The 18834-nt window shown below is 70.0% G+C and carries 19 protein-coding genes; 10 read left to right on the forward strand and 9 right to left on the reverse strand.

All coding sequences use genetic code 11. The features are described 5' to 3' along the window. Window positions 1-13 precede the first annotated feature (13 nt). Window positions 14-1297: a hypothetical protein gene (locus H9L21_RS05785; protein WP_154595306.1), complete on the forward strand. Its 1284-nt coding sequence runs from the start codon at window positions 14-16 to the stop codon at window positions 1295-1297. Here the strand turns inward: H9L21_RS05785 and H9L21_RS05790 are convergent. The 3 genes from H9L21_RS05790 to H9L21_RS05800 are packed head-to-tail and all read right to left on the reverse strand — an operon-like array spanning window position 1286 to window position 3179. Continuing rightward, window positions 1286-1933, reverse strand: coding sequence for a hypothetical protein (locus tag H9L21_RS05790; RefSeq protein ID WP_154595305.1), 648 nt, complete (start codon window positions 1931-1933; stop codon window positions 1286-1288). The two genes, H9L21_RS05785 and H9L21_RS05790, sit on opposite strands and share 12 nt — an antisense overlap. Next, window positions 1930-2538 carry a hypothetical protein gene (locus tag H9L21_RS05795; protein WP_154595304.1) on the reverse strand — a complete coding sequence of 203 codons (609 nt, stop codon included), beginning with the start codon at window positions 2536-2538 and terminating at the stop codon, window positions 1930-1932. The genes H9L21_RS05790 and H9L21_RS05795 overlap by 4 nt, the downstream gene beginning before the upstream one ends. Further along, window positions 2535-3179, reverse strand: a complete 645-nt coding sequence (locus H9L21_RS05800) for a hypothetical protein (protein ID WP_154595303.1) — start codon at window positions 3177-3179, stop codon at window positions 2535-2537. The genes H9L21_RS05795 and H9L21_RS05800 overlap by 4 nt, the downstream gene beginning before the upstream one ends. 77 nt (window positions 3180-3256) lie before the next feature. On the opposite strand from H9L21_RS05800, the gene H9L21_RS05805 reads away from it, so the two are divergent. From H9L21_RS05805 to H9L21_RS05840, 8 genes are all read left to right on the forward strand, one after another. Next, on the forward strand, window positions 3257-4522 hold the full coding sequence (locus tag H9L21_RS05805) for an aspartate aminotransferase type Ic (RefSeq protein WP_187411840.1): 1266 nt from the start codon (window positions 3257-3259) through the stop codon (window positions 4520-4522). A 1-nt stretch (window position 4523) separates the two neighbouring features. After that, window positions 4524-5633, forward strand: a complete 1110-nt coding sequence (locus H9L21_RS05810) for a glycerate kinase family protein (protein ID WP_187411841.1) — start codon at window positions 4524-4526, stop codon at window positions 5631-5633. 120 nt (window positions 5634-5753) lie between these two features. Continuing rightward, complete coding sequence (locus H9L21_RS05815) at window positions 5754-6119, forward strand: HesB/IscA family protein (protein ID WP_154595301.1); 366 nt, start codon at window positions 5754-5756, stop codon at window positions 6117-6119. 79 nt (window positions 6120-6198) lie between these two features. After that, window positions 6199-7203 (forward strand): carbohydrate kinase family protein, encoded by a 1005-nt coding sequence (locus tag H9L21_RS05820; RefSeq protein WP_187411842.1) that lies wholly within the window; start codon window positions 6199-6201, stop codon window positions 7201-7203. Window positions 7204-7294: 91 nt separating this feature from the next. Continuing rightward, complete coding sequence (gene ctaC, locus H9L21_RS05825; protein WP_154595299.1) at window positions 7295-8143, forward strand: aa3-type cytochrome oxidase subunit II; 849 nt, start codon at window positions 7295-7297, stop codon at window positions 8141-8143. Then, complete coding sequence (gene ctaD / locus H9L21_RS05830; RefSeq protein WP_154595298.1) at window positions 8143-9897, forward strand: aa3-type cytochrome oxidase subunit I; 1755 nt, start codon at window positions 8143-8145, stop codon at window positions 9895-9897. Before ctaC ends, ctaD begins: the two co-directional genes overlap by 1 nt. 3 nt (window positions 9898-9900) lie before the next feature. Further along, on the forward strand, window positions 9901-10296 hold the full coding sequence (locus H9L21_RS05835; protein ID WP_154595297.1) for a cytochrome c oxidase subunit 4: 396 nt from the start codon (window positions 9901-9903) through the stop codon (window positions 10294-10296). Between the two features lie 90 nt (window positions 10297-10386). Continuing rightward, entirely contained in the window at window positions 10387-11580 is a 1194-nt protein-coding gene (locus tag H9L21_RS05840) for a L,D-transpeptidase (protein ID WP_255467360.1), read from the forward strand. Window positions 11581-11589: 9 nt separating this feature from the next. Here H9L21_RS05840 and H9L21_RS05845 read toward each other — a convergent pair whose 3' ends face one another. Together H9L21_RS05845 and H9L21_RS05850 are read right to left on the reverse strand one after the other, a co-directional pair. After that, window positions 11590-12165 carry an HhH-GPD-type base excision DNA repair protein gene (locus H9L21_RS05845; protein WP_154595296.1) on the reverse strand — a complete coding sequence of 192 codons (576 nt, stop codon included), beginning with the start codon at window positions 12163-12165 and terminating at the stop codon, window positions 11590-11592. Then, on the reverse strand, window positions 12162-13505 hold the full coding sequence (locus tag H9L21_RS05850) for a condensation domain-containing protein (RefSeq protein ID WP_154595295.1): 1344 nt from the start codon (window positions 13503-13505) through the stop codon (window positions 12162-12164). Before H9L21_RS05850 ends, H9L21_RS05845 begins: the two co-directional genes overlap by 4 nt. Before the next feature lie 45 nt (window positions 13506-13550). On the opposite strand from H9L21_RS05850, the gene H9L21_RS05855 reads away from it, so the two are divergent. Further along, on the forward strand, window positions 13551-14333 hold the full coding sequence (locus tag H9L21_RS05855) for an alpha/beta fold hydrolase (RefSeq protein WP_187411843.1): 783 nt from the start codon (window positions 13551-13553) through the stop codon (window positions 14331-14333). A 103-nt stretch (window positions 14334-14436) separates the two neighbouring features. Here the strand turns inward: H9L21_RS05855 and qcrB are convergent, their stop codons facing one another. The 4 genes from qcrB to ctaE form a co-directional block, all read right to left on the reverse strand. Continuing rightward, entirely contained in the window at window positions 14437-16149 is a 1713-nt protein-coding gene (gene qcrB, locus H9L21_RS05860; RefSeq protein WP_187411844.1) for a cytochrome bc1 complex cytochrome b subunit, read from the reverse strand. Then, window positions 16146-17237 carry a cytochrome bc1 complex Rieske iron-sulfur subunit gene (gene qcrA / locus H9L21_RS05865; protein WP_154595294.1) on the reverse strand — a complete coding sequence of 364 codons (1092 nt, stop codon included), beginning with the start codon at window positions 17235-17237 and terminating at the stop codon, window positions 16146-16148. Before qcrA ends, qcrB begins: the two co-directional genes overlap by 4 nt. Beyond that, a complete protein-coding gene (qcrC, locus tag H9L21_RS05870; RefSeq protein WP_154595293.1) occupies window positions 17234-18040 on the reverse strand; it encodes a cytochrome bc1 complex diheme cytochrome c subunit in 807 nt (268 codons plus the stop codon). The genes qcrA and qcrC overlap by 4 nt, the downstream gene beginning before the upstream one ends. A 183-nt stretch (window positions 18041-18223) precedes the next feature. Then, on the reverse strand, window positions 18224-18829 hold the full coding sequence (gene ctaE / locus H9L21_RS05875) for an aa3-type cytochrome oxidase subunit III (protein ID WP_187411846.1): 606 nt from the start codon (window positions 18827-18829) through the stop codon (window positions 18224-18226). Window positions 18830-18834: the final 5 nt, after the last annotated feature.

The following is an 18834-nucleotide window of genomic DNA, read 5'->3' on the forward strand; positions in this document are numbered from 1 at the left end:
AGACTCACCGCCCATGGGCGAGGTCCGGGGGGTGCTGCGCGACGCGATCGCGGTCGTGTGGAACGGCTTCCGGCTCGCCGGGGCGCACTGGCCCGTGCTGGCCACGATCTTCCTGCTGGGAGCCGCCGGCCGCTGGGGCTTCCTGTGGCTGGCCGTCGCCCTGAGCGAGAACCACTCGACGCTGGCCGGTCTGGTCATCCCGCTGGCGCCGCTGTCGACCCTCGTCGCGATCATCGCGATGCTGCTGGTCGTCTCGACCTCGTTGACGTCGCTGGTCGCCGACACCTCGGCGCCGTCGCCCGGGACGGCCCCGCACACGGACGGCTGGCTCGGCGTCGTGGCAGGAGCCCTGCTGCCCTTCCTCACGGTCTACGCCGCGCAGGGGATGCTGAAGCAGGACGTCGAGGCCTACGTGAACGAGGCCACCTACGACGAGCTCTACGGCAGTGCGGCGGTCTTCTACGGCGAGTCGGCGAACGTCGATCGCACGGCGATCGCCACCGGCTGGCTGCTGGTGGGGATCGTGGTCGTCGCGCTGGTGCTGCGCTTCCTGTTCGACCGGTTCGACCTGCCGGCGCGCAGTCGGCCCCTCGCGTTCGGCGCCGCCTACGTCGAGACGCTGTGGATCGTCACCCTGGGCGTGACGTTCACGAGCTACCAGGACCGGGCCTGGCAGTGGATCACCGAGCGGCGGTTCGTCCATTGGGTGCAGGACCGTTGGGCCGAGGCGATCGAGGTCCTCGGGCCGATCGGCGACCCGGTGGCGACCGTCGTGGGATGGGTCGGCACGTTCATCGACAACGCCGACGACGTGGTGCTCGTGCCGCTGGCCTGGCTGACCGTCGCCGCTGTCGTCTTCGGCAGCAGCATCGCCCCGCCGCCGCCCCGCGCGACCCGGCTGCGTGCGCCTCGCAGGCTGGCTGCCGTCGGTGCTCGCACACCGGCCGTGGTCAGGCGGTGGGCGGGGGAGGCGACCTCGGGGTTCCGGGGCCGCTTCAGCGGACTGCGGGACGGGTTCCGCGTCCTGGCCCTGGGCGGTCTCGTGCCGATGGTGATGTTCTGCCTGGTCTTCGTGATCGCCGACCAGGCCAACGCCCTCGTCAACGAGCTGTGGCGCCTGGTGCTGGGACCGCGGGACCGCGACACGGCCCTGGCGTTCGCCCCGTGGCTGGACATCACGGCGTCGGCGCTGGAGTACGTCGTCCTGGCCGGGCTCCTGGCCGCCGCCATCGACCGCATCCTGACCAACCAGCGCCGGTGGGCGCAGGAGACGGCCGCAGCGGGCTCAGACGCCTGAGGGCTCCAGCGGCAGCTCGACGTGGCGAGGCAGCGAGTACCAGAGCCGCACCGCCGCCGGGACCGCCTCCTGCGGCAGCAGGAACACGGTGTCGGTGGTGAAGGTGGGCGGCCGGACGTCGTCCTCCTCGAGCAGCCGCGGGGCCGCGGCACTGCCGAACTCGGGCTGGGGGCCCGGGGTGTCGGCCGGGACGCAGGTCGAGAAGCGTGAGCCGTCGAGGGTCATCCCCGCATCGGACTCGCGGTGCAGGCTGCCCGCCGTGTCCACGATCGCGACGGTGCAACCGGTCAGCACGGTGTCGGGATCGGCCTCGACCGCCAGGCTCAGTCGCCAGGCGCGCACACCGTCCGGCAGCGGATCTCCGCCGAGCAGGCGCAGGTCCTCCGCCGGCACGAACGAGGCCACGGAGTACTCGGCCTCGATGGGGTAGCGCAGGTGACCGTCGTCGTACTGGTCGACCAGGGACGCGGCGCCGCCGGAGACGGGGACCGGGTCGTGGAAGCCGTGCGTCCACCAGTAGTCGTGCAGCCGCGAGCTGCCGGCGGCCAGGGCCAGCGCGAGCGCCAGCGGCAGCGCCAGCAGGCCGATGCGATTGCGCTGCCACCACGTGCGGCGGTGCTCGAGGGTGCCGGTCACGATGCCTCCGTCCGGGTCATGACGCCGGCCTCGGGCAGCTCCAGCGGCTCGCTGCGGGCACTCCACTTCTGGACCAACTGGCGGGTGGCCGCCAGGTCGATGACGGCCATCGAGTCCCAGCGCTCGTCGATGTCGCTCGGTGCGACGGCGATCCGGGCCCCCGGCACCGTGGCGGGATCGGCCTCGACGACCGCCAGGCACCGGGTCGGCCGGTCCACGAGGCGGCCCGTGCAGGTGATCGAGCTGCGTCCGCTGGAGCCGAAGAACGGCAGGACCCGGCCGGCGTTGTCGCGCAGGGCGGCGTACCGCAACGACGAGGACTCGCCACGCGGCGTGAAGGTGAACTCGACGGCGACGAAGACACCGGGGGAGACCAGGACCTGCCCGCCCGCGGGCGCGACCGACGTGGCGCCCTCGACGGAGAGGACCTCGACGTCACCGGTCCGCAGGCTCACCGTGTCGCCCACCGCGACCTGCTCCTCGAACGGCCGCGACGACGAGACGCGCTCCGGCAGTTGCTGGTGGAGCCATTGACCCAGCACCAGGGCGAGCACGACCAGCACGCCGGCGGTCGCGGGAGGGCGCCGTGGCACCAGCCGGCTCACGACTCACGTCCCGGCTCGACGGCGAGGTCGCCGGAGTGGGTCACCACGGGGTCGAACCACAGGAACTGGTCGTCGAGCCGGCTCTTGCGCCAGGTGTGCGCGGCGACGGCGACCGTCGCCCGGGTCGGCACGGGCTCGGACTCGGCCTGCTCCCACACGAACGCCACCTCGTACTCCAGCCCCGGAGCGGCGGTGCCGAGGATGCTCGCGTCCGCGAGGACCAGGACCTGGGGCGTCGCCTGCTCGCTGGGACCCGTCTCGTCGCCGGAGGCTCCCCGGTAGACGCCGTCGAGCCCGCGCAGCTGGAGGGTCCGGCCGATCTGGCTGCCGTACACGGGATGGTCCGAGGTGTTCGTGAGCTTCGCGACGACGGCGATGGAACGGCCGCGGGGCTCGCCGCCGAGTCCGAGATCGTCGACCTGGCGGGCCCGCTCGATCGAGAGGTCGAACGGCTCGGCGTGGATCGTCCGACCCACCTCCAGCTCGGCGGGACCCTCGGGGGTGGCGGTGGCCAGGCCTCCGAACAGGCCCGAGGCCAGCACGGCCACCGCGGCGATCGCCAGGAGGGTCTGGCGCAGGGTCACGGTGCGGGACCACCGGAGCAGCCAGCGTCGCAAGCGGTCGTCCGCGGCCCTCGTCATGGCGCCGATGGTAGGGCAGCATCGCGGTCCTGCGGTGCCGACGCCGAGATTCGGGAGGTGCGCGATACCTTGGCCACGTGACCCTCGACTCCCTCTCCCGAGACCAGCTCGAAGCGTTCCTGGCCGAGCAGCAGCAGGCGTACACCGCGTTGCAACAGGCCGGACTGAAGCTCGACATCACCCGCGGCAAGCCCTCGGCGGCCCAGCTCGACCTCTCGCAGGACCTGCTGACGGCGCCGCTGATCGATCACCTCTCGGACGGCGTCGACGTCCGCAACTACGGCGGCGGGACCGGTCTGACCGAGCTGCGCGCGATCTTCGCCGAGCTCCTGGGCGTGCCGGTCGATCAGCTGCTGGCCGGCAACAACGCCAGCCTGTCGATGATGCACGACTCGATCGTCTTCGCGCTGTTGCACGGCACCCCGGAGTCGCCGGCGCCGTGGCGCGACGGCCCCGTCAAGTTCCTGTGCCCGTCGCCGGGCTACGACCGCCACTTCGGGATCTGCGAGCACCTCGGCATCGAGATGATCCCGGTCGCGATGCTCGAGGACGGGCCGGACATGGCGGCCGTGCGCGAGCACGTCACCGACCAGGCCGTCAAGGGCATCTGGCTCGTCCCGACGTACGCCAACCCCACCGGTGCGGTCGTCAGCCAGGAGGTGGCCGCCGAGCTGGCCGCCCTGCAGACGGCGGCCCCGGACTTCCGCATCATGTGGGACAACGCGTACGCGGTCCACGACCTCACCGAGGAGCACGCCAAGCCCGTCGACATCCTCGGCCTGTGCGCCTCCGCGGGTCATCCCGAGCGTGCCCTGGTGTTCGCGTCGACCTCGAAGATCACGTTGGCCGGCTCCGGCGTCAGCTTCCTGGCCGGCTCGCCCGCGAACGTCGCCTGGTACCTGTCGCACACCGCGTTCCGCACGATCGGTCCGGACAAGGTCAACCAGCTGCGTCACGCGCGGTTCCTGGGCAGCCCGCAGGGCGTGCTCGACCTGATGGCCCGCCATCGCGAGATCCTGCGGCCCAAGTTCGAGACCGTGCTGCGGCTGCTGTCCGAGCGCCTCGGCCCGCACGGCGTGGCGACCTGGACCGAGCCGCGCGGCGGGTACTTCGTCAGCCTGGACGTCGTCGACGGCACCGCCTCGCGGGTCGTGCAGTTGGCGAAGGAGGCCGGCATCTCGCTGACCCCGGCGGGTGCCTCGTTCCCGTACGGCAAGGACCCGCGGGACCGCAACATCCGGATCGCCCCCTCCTTCCCGCCGCTGGACGAACTCACGCAGGCGATGGAGGGACTGACGACCTGCGTGCTGCTCGCCGCGGCCGAGAAGGCCCTCGCCGCCTGACGTGCGCATCGTCGTCGCGCCCGACAAGTTCGCGGGCACGCTGACCGCACCCGAGGCGGCTCGGGCGATCGCCGAGGGATGGCGTCGCTCCGCCCCGGGGGACGAGCTCGTCGAGGCCCCGATGGCCGACGGGGGACCGGGGTTCGCGGATGCGCTCCACAGCGCCTTCGGTGGCGCCTCGCGGATCGAGGTCGTCACGGTGCCCGGCCCGCTCGGCGAGCCGACGCCCGTCGGGCTGCTGCTGCACGGTGACACGGCCTACCTCGAGTCCGCGCAGGCGTGCGGGCTGCACCTGGTCGGCGGTGAGCGTCCGATGGACGCCACGACCGTCGGTGTCGGCCGGGCCCTCGCGGCCGCGGTCGACGGGGGAGCGCGGCGGATCGTGATCGGCCTGGGCGGCAGTGCCACGACCGACGGGGGCGCCGGCCTGCTGGCAGCCCTCGGGGCCACGGCCGACGTGCCGCTCGACGCCGGACCTGCCGGGCTCGACGGCGTCAACGTGGTCGACCTGGAACCGGTCTGTGAGCGGCTCGCCGGTGTCGAGCTGGTCGTGGCGGCCGACGTCGAGACCACCCTGCTGGGGATGTTCGGCGCCGCGCGCACGTTCGGCCTGCAGAAGGGTCTGACCGACGAGCAGATCCTCACCGTCGACCACCGTCTGGACCGTTTCGTCGAGGCGGTGTGCGGCAGCACGCCCGCCGAGCGGCGCGTCGCCGATCTCAAGGGCGCCGGCGCGGCGGGCGGGCTCGGCTTCGCCCTGATGGTCCTGGGCGCCGAGGTCACGTCCGGCATCGGACTGGTCGCGCAGGAGTCCGGACTCGACGAGCTCCTGGACGGCGCCGACCTGGTGCTGTCGGGGGAGGGGGCGTTCGACTACTCCTCCCGCGCGGGCAAGGTCGTCCACGGCGTCGCCACCGTCGCGATGCGGCACGCGGTGCCCTGCGTGGTCCTGGCCGGCCGGGTCGATGTCGGCAGCCGTGAGATGCGCGCCCTCGGGGTCGAGTCGGCCTACAGCCTGGTCGACCGGGTGGGTGTCGAGGCCGCGATGGCCGAGCCCGCTCGGCACCTGGGCGACCTCGCCGCCCGCGTCGCGCGGTCCTGGTCGGCCTGACCCGTTCGGCCCGCCGCGCTGGCTCCGGGCTTCGCGACGCGCGTAGGATGGGAATCGAACCGGATCGTGCGGTGTTGACCACGTCAGCCGCACGATCCATCCGTAGACCGAGGAGCCTCGATGACCGCCACGGACCAGACCAGCACCGAAACCACCCCCGCCGACGGCATCACGCTGAGCGAGGGCGCGGCCGGCAAGGTCAAGAGCCTGCTGGAGCAGGAAGGACGCGACGACCTCGCGTTGCGCATCGCCGTGCAGCCCGGCGGTTGCTCCGGCCTGCGCTACCAGCTCTTCTTCGACGAGCGCACGCTCGACGGTGACGAGATCCGCGAGTTCGACGGCGTCAACGTCGTCGTCGACCGCATGAGCCTGCCGTACCTGCACGGCGCGACGATCGACTTCGTCGACACGATCGAGAAGCAGGGCTTCACCATCGACAACCCGATGGCGACCGGCTCCTGCGCCTGCGGCGACTCCTTCCACTGAGTCGTCGGGCCACCGACGTGGATCGGGGCGTACCACCGGGGTTTCCGGGGGTGCGCCCCGATCGCATATGGTGGCGGCCGTGCACCTCGCCATCGCCGGATCGGTAGCCACCGACCACCTGCAGACCTTCGCCGGTAAGTTCTCCGACTCGCTCGTCCCCGATCAGCTGGACAAGCTGTCGGTGTCGTTCCTCGTCGAGGACCTGGACGTCCGCCGAGGGGGGTGTGCCGCCAACATCACCTTCGGACTGGGCAGCCTGGGGCTCCACCCGACGCTCGTGGCGGCCGTCGGTCGAGACTTCGACCTCGGGTACCGCGAGTGGCTGCAGGGCGCGGGTGTGGACTGTGAGAGCGTCCTGGTCCATCCCACGCTGCACACGGCGCTGTGCACCATCACCACCGACGAGGCGCACGCGCAGATCGTGACGTTCTATCCCGGGGCGATGGCCAAGGCGCGTGAGATCGACGTCGCCGCGCTGCATGCCGAGAACCCGATCGACCTGCTGCTGATCGGCCCCGACGACCCGGACGGCATGCTGCGCCACACGCGCACCGCCCGTGAGCTGGGGATCCCGTTCGCCGCCGACCCGTCCCAGCAGCTCGCGTGGGCCGGGGGAGAGCTCATCCGCGATCTCATCGACGGTGCCGCGTACCTGTTCAGCAACGACTACGAGGCGGCCCTGATCGCCCAGAAGACCGGCTGGAGCGACGCCGACATCGCCGAGCGGGTCGGTGTCCGCGTCGTCACGCACGGCAAGGACGGCTGCATCGTCCACGAGGCCGACGGCACGACGCACCAGGTCCGAGCGATCGACGGCGTCACCGCGGTCGACCCCACGGGCGTGGGCGACAGCTTCCGCGCCGGCTTCATGGCCGGTGTCGCGGCCGGCCTGCCGCTCGATCGCGCGGCCCAGGTCGGCTGCACGATCGCGGCCAGTGTCGTCGAGACGATCGGCACCCAGGAGTACGTGCTGGAACGCTCGGCGTTCCTCGATCGCGTGGCTTCGACGTACGGCGACGAGGCTCGTGAGGAGATCGCCGCGGCGCTCTCGATCGGGCACGAGGCGACGGTCGAGTCAGGCTGACCTCCTCGCTGGGCGCCCCGTCGCCTGCGTTACTGTTGGCCAAAACCCTGTGTGGGTCGAAATCTTCTGAGAAAGGCGCTCCGTGGGTCGGATGAAATTGGCGGCTCTGACCGCCCTGGCCGCTGTCATGCTCGGCGGCTGCTCCCCCTGGGACAAGTCGGATGTCAGCCGGCTCGCGCTCCCTGTGGCCGGTTCTGACCGGTCCATCTACATGTGGAACCTGTGGCTCGGCACCTGGATCGCCGTCCTCGTGGTGTTCGTGGTCGTGTTCGCCATGATCCTGTACGCGCCGATCCGTTACCGTCGCAAGAACAGCGACGATCCGGCCCCGGTCCAGGTTCGCTACAACCTGCCGCTGGAGGCGCTCTACACGATCGCCCCGGTCATCGTCGTCGCCGTGTTCTTCTTCCACACCGTGGAGTCGCAGAACGAGCAGCTGCGCGAGGTCGAGAACCCCGATCACACGATCGAGGTCGTCGGCAGCAAGTGGCAGTGGACCTTCAACTACCTCGAGGGCGCCCCCGGCGGTGAGCCGGTCTACGACCAGGGCAACCCCGCCGAGCTGCCCGAGTTGTGGCTCCCGGTCAACGAGTCCGTGAAGTTCGAGCTCATCTCGCCGGACGTCATCCACTCGTTCTGGGTCCCGGAGTTCTACTTCAAGATGGACGTGGTTCCGGGCAACATCCCGGGCAAGGATGGCAACAACTCGTTCACGATGACGCCGGACCGCGAGGGCACCTTCACGGGTCGCTGCGCGGAGCTGTGCGGCGTCTACCACACCCGCATGCTGTTCAAGGTCAAGGTCGTCTCCGCCGAGGAGTACCAGGCGCACCTGGCCGACCTCGAGGCTGCCGGCCAGATCGGCACCCCGAAGGGCTCGACCACAGCTGAAACCGTCGCCGGCCTGCAGGCCAGCGGCGAGACCGAACCGGAGGACTGATGGCCACCGCAACCTTCGATGCCCCCGAGGCACGTAGCACTCCCGCGAAGAAGGAGCGCTCGCTCGGGACGAAGGCCTTCACGCTGCTGACGACCACCGACCACAAGGTCATCGGTCAGATGTACGCCGTGACGACGTTCTTCTTCTTCATCTTCGGCGGCATCCTGGCGCTGATCATCCGCGCCGAGCTGTCCCGTCCGGGGACGCAGTTCGTCGGCGACGAGACGTACAACCAGCTGTTCACGATGCACGGCACGATCATGCTGCTGATGTTCGCGACGCCGCTGTTCTTCGCCTTCGGCAACATGATCATGCCGCTGCAGATCGGTGCTCCCGACGTCGCGTTCCCGCGACTGAACATGTTCAGCTACTGGCTGTACCTGTTCGGCTCGCTGATCGCCGTCTCGGGCTTCATCGTCCCCGGTGGCGCCGCCAGCTTCGGCTGGTTCGCCTACCTGCCGCTGTCGGACTCGATCCACAGCCCCGGCGTCGGTGGCGACCTGTGGGTCATGGGCCTGTACATGTCGGGCCTCGGCACGATCCTGGGCGCCGTCAACTTCATCACCACGATCTTCTGCATGCGCGCTCCGGGCATGACCATGTTCCGGATGCCGATCTTCGTGTGGAACACGCTGGTCACCAGCATCTTGATCATCGTCGTGTTCCCGGTGTTCGCCGCGGCGCTGCTCGCGCTGGGCGCGGACCGCATGCTCGGCTCTCACGTGTTCGACCCATCGACCGGTGGACCGATCATGTACCAGCACCTGTTCTGGTTCTTCGGACACCCAGAGGTGTACATCATCGCCCTGCCGTTCTTCGGCATCATCACCGAAGTCCTGCCGGTCTTCAGCCGCAAGCCGGTCTTCGGCTACGTCGGCCTGGTCGGCGCGACCCTGGCGATCGCGGTGCTCTCGGCGGCGGTGTGGGCTCACCACATGTTCGTCACGGGGGCGGTCAACCTCGCGTTCTTCAGCTTCATGACGCTGTTGATCGGTGTGCCAACCGGTGTGAAGTTCTTCAACTGGATCGGCACGATGTGGGGCGGATCGGTCTCGTTCGACTCGCCGATGCTGTTCTCGCTGGGCTTCCTCACGACCTTCCTGTTCGGCGGTCTGACCGGCATCGTGCTGGCCTCGCCGGCGCTGGACTTCCACCTGTCCGACACCTACTTCGTGGTGGCGCACTTCCACTACGTCGTGTTCGGCACGGTCGTCTTCGCGATGTTCGCGGGCTACTACTACTGGTGGCCCAAGATCACGGGCCGGATGCTCGACGAGAAGCTGGCCAAGATCCACTTCTGGCTGCTGTTCGTCGGCTTCCACCTGACCTTCCTGGTGCAGCACTGGCTGGGTGTCGAGGGCTTCCCGCGTCGTTACGCCGACTACCTGCCCGGTGACGGCTTCACGCGACTCAACGAGATCTCCACGATCGGCGCCTTCTTGCTCGGTGCCTCCACGCTGCCGTTCCTCTACAACGTGTGGAAGTCCCGCAACGCGCCCCTGGTCCGCCAGGACGACCCGTGGGGCTGGGGCCGCTCGCTGGAGTGGGCCACCTCGAGCCCGCCGCCGCGTCACAACTTCGTGTCGCTGCCGCGGATCCGCTCGGAGAGCCCGGCGTTCGACCTGCACCACCCGGACGTGGTCGAGCTGGAGATGGCCCAGAACCCCGACGCCAACGACGCCCTGGCGGACACTCCCGACGTGGAGGGTCGCCGCGAGGCGCTCGGCGGCAACAACCCCAAGGCTGGTGAGTGACCGATGCGCAAGGAGTTCTGGCTCTTCCTGAGCTGTGGCGTGTTCTTCGTGATCGTCACGCCCGTCTACTGGGCGCTGACGCACGAGGTCACCGGCACCACCGCGCTGACCATGGCGATGCTGCTGTTCTTCATGATCAGCTTCTACCTGTGGTTCGTCACCAAGGCCATCCCCGAGCGTCCTGAGGACCGCAAGGACGGCGAGATCGTGGAGGGTGCCGGCGAGCTCGGCTTCTTCCCGCCCTACAGCTGGTGGCCGCTGTTCGCGGCGATGGCGTTCGGCCTGCTCGTCCTGGGTGTCGTCTTCGGCTGGTGGATGTTCATCATGGCCCTGCCGATCGGTGCGATCTGCGTCATCGGCTGGCTGTTCGAGTACTACCGCGGAGAGCACGCTCACTGAGCAGTTCTCCCGCACGCAACGCACCCGGTGTCCTCGACACCGGGTGCGTTGCGTTTTCGGGGATCGGGGTGCGCTGCCTACACTTCTGGAGTGAGAAGTGTGGGACGCCTGGTCACGATCGTGTTGCTCGCCGTGCTCGTCCTGTCGGGCTGCACCGACGGCGGGGGAGCGAGCGACCCCGCCACCGAGTCCGTCGCCCCGAAGGACCCGCTGACGATCGAGACGAGCGTCGACGACGGCGCGTCCTCCGTCCCGGTCGACACGGTGGTGACCGTCGACGGGTTCGACGGGCAGCTGTCGGACGTGACCCTGGCCTCGCAGGACGGGAAGTCCACGGTGGCCGGCGACATCCGTGGCGTGCGGTGGACCGCTGAGGAGTTCCTCGAGCCGGGCACCCCGTACGTCCTCACCGCGGTGGGCACGGGTGACGACGGCAAGAAGGTCACGTCCACCACGCGGTTCACCACGCGGGCCCTGACGCTCGACGAGCAGACCTACCCCGCGGTGGCGCCGCTCCAGGGCGAGACCGTCGGTGTGGGGATGCCGGTCATCGTCAGCTTCGACCTCCCGGTGAAGGACCGGGCGGCCTTCGAGAAGCGGATGAAGGTCACGGCCGAGCCGGCGACGGTCGGCGGCTGGTACTGGCTCAGCGACAACACCGCGCACTGGCGGCCGAAGAGCTTCTGGAAGCCCGGCACCAAGGTCTCGGTCGACCTGGCGCTCAACAGCGTTCCCGCCGGCGGCGGCGTCTACGGTCAGCAGGACCAGCACGTGAAGTTCACGGTCGGCCGATCGGTGGTCTCGGTCGTCGACACGAAGCGTCACCAGATGACGGTGAAGATCGACGGCAAGGTCCGGCGGACGATCCCGGTGTCGACCGGCGACGCGTCGCACCGCAGCCGCAACGGGACCAAGATCATCATGGAGAAGCACGAGTCGATCGACATGGACGCCGCCACGACCGGTGTGGACTCCGACGACCCGGGCTACTACAACCTCACGGGCGTCAAGTACGCGATGCGCGTCACCAACTCGGGTGAGTTCCTGCACGCCGCGCCGTGGTCGGTCGCCTCCCAGGGCAACGCCAACGTCAGTCACGGCTGCGTCGGCATGAGCACGGCGAACGCGGGGTGGCTCTTCTCGAAGAGCAAGCGTGGCGACGTCGTCCGCTACGTGGGCAGCCCGCGTCGGCTCGAGCCGGCCAACGGCTGGACGGACTGGAACGTGTCCTGGGGCGACTGGCTCGAGGGCTCAGCGCTGCAGGGCGACGCGGACGCGGCGTGAGCGTGCGCCTCAGCCGGACTGGGCGGCCTTCTTCGCCGCCTTCTGCTCGCGCTTGAACTCGCGCACCTTCGTCAGGGTCTCGGGACTCGTGATGTCGGCGACGCTGCGGTGTCCCGGCTGCCCGTAGTCCCCGGCTGCCTCGCGCCAGCCCCGACCCTCGTAGCCGTACTGCTTGCCCAGCAGGGCGAGGAAGATCTTGGCCTTCTGGTCGCCGAAGCCCGGCAGCGCCTTGAGCCGCTTGAGCACCTCGGCCCCGTCCGGCGAGCCCTGGGTCCAGATCGCGGAGGCGTCGCCGCCCCAGGTGTCGCGCACGGCGACCGCGACGGCCTGCACCCGGCCGGCCATCGAACCGGGGTAGCGGTGCACGGCCGGCGTCTGGCGGAAGACCGCCTCGAAGGCCTCGGGGTCCTGCGCCGCGATCTCGGCGGGCTCGAGCGTGCCGACGCGTTCGCGGATCTTCGCCGGACCCGCGAACGCGGTCTCCATGGCGATCTGCTGGTCGAGCAGCATTCCGACCAGGAGCGCGAAGGGGTCGTCGGTCAGCAACTGGTCCGCGGCGGCGTCGCCGGTGATGGAGAGGCTCATGCCCCCATCCTCGCCGGTCGCGGCTCGGCTGCCGCCCCAGGCCCCGGGGAGGCGCCCGTGGCGAGAGCGCGCATGCGCGCCACCAGGTGGTCGAGCCAGGCACCGACGTTGCGGCGCGCGGTGGCCGTGTCGGGGTAGCGGCAGCGCAGGTGCACGCCGGAGTCGTCGATGATGAACCACAGCATCACGCCGTGGGTCGAGATCGCGGCGCTGACGTACTGCGCGTCCAGGCCGGCGGTGTCGATCCGCACCGGCAGACGGCGCATGTCGAGCCAGGAGACCGCGAACATGCCCGGCGCCTCGGGCATCCCGCCCCACGGGGCCATGAGGTCGGCCAGCGGCCACGAGCCGAGCCGGATCGCCTCGCGGACGGCATCGGCGCAGGCCCTCGGGTCAGGATCCTCGGACTCGAGCACGGCGTTGGTGATGAACCAGCCGACCGAGTCGTGCCACCGCTGCTCGTACCGGCTGTGCACGGGGAAGACGGTGCGCAGGGCGGTGCCCGCCAGCTCGCGGGTCGTCGAGGTCATCGCCGAGACCGCCAGGGCCAGCGTCGTGGCCTTCTCGGCGGCGGCCCGCGCCGAGAAGGCGGCGAGGCTGTCGAGGTCGAGCACGTCGCGGATGACGACGCGTTCGGGCTGCGGCGCCGGATCGCCCAGGGGGAGGGGGAAACGGGGCATCGCCCCGCCGCCGGCCTCGATGACCTCGGCCCAGCGGCGGTGGATCTCGGGAGGGGCGGGGGAGCGCTGCTGCAGTGCCACCGTGTGCTCGGCGAAGGTCGGCACCTGACGCGGCGTGGGCGCGACGCCCTGACGGCACTGGTCGAGCGCCGCCAGCACGTCGCGCGCGATGACGAGCATGGACCACATGTCGACGTGGGCGTGGTCGGCCGCCACGACGAGCGTCGGCCCGTCCGCGGTCTCGATGACGCAGAACCGGTGTGAGGGCTGGGAGTACGGGCGGCAGCCGGCGTCCAGCACGGCGTGCAGCGCGTCGTTCATGGCCTGCCCGGGTCGCACCTCGTGCTCGGTCCAGCCGCCGTCGCCGACCGTCACCTCGTGCAGCGCGGGAGTCGCGTCGTCCCCGGGCACGAACACCGAGCGCAGGGTGCCGTGGGACGCCACCACGGCCCGCCACGCGGCGGCGAGGTCCTCACGGGCCACCGGGGCGTCCAGGCGCATCGCCAGGGCCATCCAGGAGCCGGCCCGGTCGCCGGCGCCGACGTGCCGCGCCTGGTCGAACGACACGGGCAGGGGAGCGCCGGGTGCCGAGAACGTCAGATCGTGGCTCAGCAGGGGGCCGAACGGCAGGCGCAGGTGCGCGACGTGCGTGAGACGCATGCCAGTAACCTATTCCCCTGATCCCACCCGAGCGCAGGAGGCGGCGTGCACAGGTTCACGGTGCCGGGCGCCGAGCTCGCCTGGGCGTTCAGCGACGAGTCCGGGCCCGCGGTCGTGCAGCTGCACGGCCTCACGTCCAGCCGGGCGCGCGACCGCGTGCTCGACCTCGACCTGGGCCGAGGCCTCTCGGGCACCCGGCTGCTGCGCTACGACGCGCGCGGACACGGACACTCCTCGGGTCGGCCCGAGCCGCAGGACTACCGGTGGCCGTCGCTGGCCGACGACCTGCTGCGCCTGCTGGACCACTGGTTCCCGGGGGAGCGGGTGCACGGTGTCGGCCCGTCGATGGGCGCCGCCACGCTGCTGCACGCCGCGGTCCGCGATCCGGAGCGCTTCGGTGGACTGACCCTGTTGCTGCCGCCCACGGCCTGGGCCACGCGGGCGGCGCGAGCGGGCGACTACCTGCGCCTGGCCGACCTCGTCGAGGCGGAGGGTGTCGAGCGCGTGATCGAGGAGGGGAGAGCCGCCCCGCAGCCGCCGGCCACGGTCGGGCACCCCGACACCGTGCCCGACGTGAGCGCCGCGCTGCTGCCGTCGGTCCTGCGCGGCGCCGCCGGCAGCGACCTGCCGGCGCCGGAGATGATCGCGGGGATCGATGTCCCCACCACGGTGCTGGCGTGGGTGGACGACCCGGCCCACCCGATCTCGACCGCCGAGGCGCTGGTCGAGCTGATGCCCCGGGCCACGTTGCAGGTCGCCGAGACCGGCGCGGACGTGCTCCGCTGGCCGGGCGTGCTGGCGTCCGACATCGCGCAGCCCACCCGCTGAGCAGACCCTCTGCTGCGGACTCGCACCCCGTCGCGTCCAGCCGTCGACAACGCACGAGGGCCCCGACCGTGATGGTCGGGGCCCTCGTGCGTGGTGCGATGAATCAGTGGACGCGCGGGACGCCCGTCTCGGACACGCCCTGGAAGTCGTCTCCCAGGTCGACCGGGTGCTCACCGCTGTGGGCGAGGTGCTCGGCCGCGTGCTCCATGTCCGTGCGGGTCGGCTTGTCCACCGAACCGTCGTAGTAGAACCGGCGCAGCTTCTCGCGGAACGACTCCTTGCGGTAGTTCGGGTTGCGAACACCGTAGGCGTCGGTCTTGTGCACGACCTCGTCCTCGAGCTCGGGCAGACGCTCACGAGAAGCCGTGAGGGCGTAGGCCTCGGTCTCGGGCAGCGGCGCGTGGCGCTCGGAGTAGCCGCCGTCGGGGGAGCGGTCGATGACGCCCGTCTCCCAGCCGTGGGTCAACGTCTCGTTGTCCTTGCGCTGCAGCGAGATGCAGATCCGCTTCGTGATGATGAAGGCGATGACCGGGAAGATGAACAACCCGAACCGCAGCACCCAGGTGATCGCGAAGATGTCCAGACCGAACTTGAGCGCGATGATGTCGTTGCCGCCGGCGATCCAGCCGACGCCGTAGGCGGTCATCGCCGCGACGCCGAGCGCGGTACGGACCGGCGCGTTGCGGGGACGCTCGAGCAGGTGGTGCTCGCGCTGGTCACCGGTGATCCACCGCTCGATGAACGGCCACAGGGCCAGCGACGTGAACAAGATGCCCAGGCCGCCCACACCGGGCAGGAAGACGCTCCAGGTCCAGGTGCGGTTGAACCACGTGGTCTCCAGCGGAGGCATGAGACGCACGAGACCCTCGGACAGACCCATGTACCAGTCCGGCTGGGAGCCGGCGGTGACCTCGGAGGGGTTGTACGGACCGTACGCCCACACCGGGTTGATCTGGATCAGCGCGCCCATCAGCGCCAGGAAGCCGAAGACGATGAAGAAGAAGCCGCCGGCCTTGGCCATGTAGACGGGGAGCATCGGGTAGCCCACGACGTTGTCGTTGGTGCGTCCGGCGCCGGGCCACTGCGTGTGCTTGTGGTAGACGAGCAGCAGCATGTGAGCCCCGATGAGGCCCAGCAGGAGCGCCGGGATCAGCAGGATGTGGGCCATGTACAGGCGCGGGATGATGATCTCGCCCGGGAACTCGCCACCGAAGACGAAGAACTCGAGGTAGGAGCCGACCAGCGGGATCGAGCGGATCAGGCCGTCGACGAAGCGCAGGCCCGTGCCCGACAGCAGGTCGTCGGGCAGCGAGTAGCCCGCGAAGCCCTCGACCATGCCGAGGCTGAGCAGGCCGACACCGATGAGCCAGTTGACCTCACGCGGCTTGCGGTAGGCGCCCGTGAAGAACACGCGCAGCGCGTGCGCCATCATCGCCGCCACGAACAGCGCAGCCGCCCAGTGGTGGATCTGGCGCATCAGCAGGCCGCCGCGGATGTCGAACGAGATGTCGAGCGTCGAGGCGTAGGCCTGCGACATCTCGATGCCGTACAGCGGACCGTACGAGCCCGTGTACTCGACCTCGCCCATGCTGGGAACGAACCACAGCGTCAGGAAGACACCGGTCAGCAGCAGGACGACGAAGCTCCACAGCGCGATCTCGCCGAGCATGAAGGACCAGTGCTCGGGGAAGACCTTGCGCAGGTTCTTCTTGCCGGCCGCGGCCAGGCCGAGGCGGTCGTCGAGCCAGCCGACGGGGCCGGCCAGCTTCTTTCCGGTCGGGGAGTCCTCGACTCGGGTGAAGGTGTTTGCGCTCACAGGTCACCGCCGAACTTCTCGTTGAGCTTCTTCTGGTCGCGAGCGAGCTCGGGGTAGCTCGGGGCCACGATCTCGGGGAAGTCGCTGACCGCGATGAGGTAGCCCTCGCCGTCGACCGCGAGCGGCAGCTGCGGTAGCGGACGGACGGCGGGACCGAAGATGACCTTGCCGTTGTCGGCCAGGTCGAAGGTCGACTGGTGGCACGGGCACAGCAGGTGATGCGTCTGCTGCTCCCACAGGCTGATCGGGCAGCCGACGTGCGTGCAGATCTTGGAGTAGCACAAGATGCCGTCGACGCCCCAGTTCTCGCGACCCTTGGCGGGCGTGATGTCCTGCGGACGCATGCGCACGATGATGACCGCGGCCTTGGCCTTGGCGGCCAGCAGGTCGTGACCGTGGATGACGGGGTGACCCTCGCCGTCGGTCTCGAAGAAGACCGCGGGCTCGCCGTTGACCAGCTGGCCGACCTCGAGGTCGGCGGGCTTGATCGGCTGGCCCGAGACGTCGTTGACGACGCGCATGCCCTTCTTCCAGACGGTGACGTCCTGGTCGTGGGGGAGCGGGCCGAGGTCGCGCAGCAGCACGATGGCCGGCAGGCCCATGGCGCCGACGGCGCCGAGCAGGCTGTTGCGGATCAGGGGACGACGGCCGATGCCGCTCTCCTGGATGCCGGCGTTGATGTCGGCCATCGTCGCGGAGCGATCGTCGTCGCTGGAGCGGGCCGGGTGGCGCATCTCGACCATCTCGTGGTCGCCCATGAGCTTCTTGGCCCACTGGATGATGCCCACGCCGATCAGCAGCAGGCCGCCGCCGAGCGTGGTGCCGAACGCGAAGTTCTGCGCCGACCAGCCGCCGAAGGCGTTGCCGGACGCGGGGTCGCCGACGGCGAAGATCCGCTCGTCCGCGTCGATCATGAAGTACGCGAAGCAGAAGCCGATCAGCAGCAGCGTGGCCAGGCCGAACATCGCGGCGATCTGGCGCTCGGTGCGGCGCTCCTGAGCGACGTCGACGTCCTGGGGCCGGTACTGGTGGGGCTGGATCCCCGGGTCGGGGATCGGATCGCCGGTGGTTTCGATTTCGGTGCTCATCGCTTCTTCGACCTCGTTCCGTGCATGCCGATCCAGATGGCGAAGGCCGTCAGGCCACCCATGCCGATCAGCCAGACGAACATGCCGTCGACGACCGGGCCGAGGCCGCCGCCGCCGATGCCGCCGGCGTTGCCCTGCTGCTGGACCGTCTTGACGTACGCGATGACGTTGCGCTTGTCCTCGGGGGTCAGCACGTCATCGGAGAAGACGGGCATCTGCTGCGGGCCGGTCAGCATGGCCTCGTAGATGTGGATGGGATCGACGCCCTTGAGGGTCGGGGCGAAGCGGCCGCTGGGCAGCGCACCGCCGGCGCCGACGGAGTTGTGGCACGCGGTGCAGTTCGTCCGGAAGAACTCGCCACCCTCGGAGATGCCCTCCTTGTCGACGTTCTGCCAGTCGAGGTCCTCGTCGGACGGACGCGAGGGGCCGGGAGCCAGCGAGGCGACGTAGGCCGCGATCTGGTTGATCTCGTCCTGGCTGTACTCGACGTGCTTCTTCACGGCCTGCGGCGCGGTCTGCGCCATCGGCATACGGCCGGTCTCCATCTGGAAGCCGACGGCGGCAGCGCCGACGCCGATCAGCGAGGGACCGTAGTTGCCGGGGTTGTCGCCCGTGCCGCGGGTCGTGACGCCCTGGGCGTTCAGGCCGTGGCAGCTGGCGCAGCCGACGACGAAGAGCTGCCGTCCGGCCTCGACCTCGGAGACGGAGGAGGCGGACTCGGCCGTGGCCGGTTCCGGTGCCACCGTCGCGTAGGCCGCGCCGGTGAGCAAGAGCGCCAGTGCCAGCAGCGCCAGAAGCGCCATGGGATGCCGGCGGCGTGTCGACAGTTTCCGCACCGAGAACCTCGTTCCTGAAGGATCAAAAATGGGACCAGAGGGGGACGGCACGAGTTGTCGTCCCCAGAAAATGTGGGCCCATGCGTTCGCATCAGAGTAGCGAGCGCCGGGCTCAGTCTGTGTAGTTAGGTACGCCTATACGGCGCAGGGTCAGCGGATGATGTAGATGGCCGCGAACAGGGCGACCCAGACGACGTCGACGAAGTGCCAGTAGTACGACACGACGATGGCGGAGACGGCCTGCTCGTGGGTGAACTTGCGGGCCGCGTACGTACGCGCGATGACGATGAGGAAGGCCAGCAGACCGCCGACGACGTGGAGGCCGTGGAATCCGGTGGCGAGGTAGAAGAGGCTGCCGTAGGCCGAGCTCTGGATCGTCAGACCCTCGTGGATCAGCTCGGCGTACTCGGTCACCTGGCCGGCGATGAACACCGAGCCCATGACGAAGCTGATGATGAACCACTTGCGCATGCCGGCCGCGTTGCCCTTGGCCGCGGCGTAGACGCCGAGCTGGCAGGTGACCGACGACAGCACCAGGATCGTGGTGTTGGCGGTGGCGAACGGGATGTTCAGCAACTCGGTCTCGGTCGCCCACAGATCCGGGGCGACGCTGCGCACCGTGAAGTAGGCAGCGAACAGGGTCGCGAAGAACATGAGCTCGCTGGCCAGCCACACGATGGTGCCGACGGTCACGTAGGACGGACGGCCCTCGACGCCGTGGAGACGGGACGCGGGGATCGCAGAAGTAGTTGCCACACGCT

The sequence above is a fragment of the Aeromicrobium senzhongii genome, assembly GCF_014334735.1.
GTDB lineage: Bacteria > Actinomycetota > Actinomycetes > Propionibacteriales > Nocardioidaceae > Aeromicrobium > Aeromicrobium senzhongii.

Coding starts and splice junctions, on each gene's coding strand:
- H9L21_RS05845 (WP_154595296.1), bottom strand. CDS start 12,165: ATGAGCCTCTCCATCACCGGCGACGCCGCCGCGGACCAGTTGCTGACC.
- qcrA (WP_154595294.1), bottom strand. CDS start 17,237: ATGAGCACCGAAATCGAAACCACCGGCGATCCGATCCCCGACCCGGGG.
- qcrC (WP_154595293.1), bottom strand. CDS start 18,040: ATGGCGCTTCTGGCGCTGCTGGCACTGGCGCTCTTGCTCACCGGCGCG.
- H9L21_RS05850 (WP_154595295.1), bottom strand. CDS start 13,505: ATGCGTCTCACGCACGTCGCGCACCTGCGCCTGCCGTTCGGCCCCCTG.
- H9L21_RS05785 (WP_154595306.1), top strand. CDS start 14: ATGGGCGAGGTCCGGGGGGTGCTGCGCGACGCGATCGCGGTCGTGTGG.
- H9L21_RS05815 (WP_154595301.1), top strand. CDS start 5,754: ATGACCGCCACGGACCAGACCAGCACCGAAACCACCCCCGCCGACGGC.
- ctaD (WP_154595298.1), top strand. CDS start 8,143: ATGGCCACCGCAACCTTCGATGCCCCCGAGGCACGTAGCACTCCCGCG.
- H9L21_RS05800 (WP_154595303.1), bottom strand. CDS start 3,179: ATGACGAGGGCCGCGGACGACCGCTTGCGACGCTGGCTGCTCCGGTGG.
- ctaC (WP_154595299.1), top strand. CDS start 7,295: ATGAAATTGGCGGCTCTGACCGCCCTGGCCGCTGTCATGCTCGGCGGC.
- H9L21_RS05835 (WP_154595297.1), top strand. CDS start 9,901: ATGCGCAAGGAGTTCTGGCTCTTCCTGAGCTGTGGCGTGTTCTTCGTG.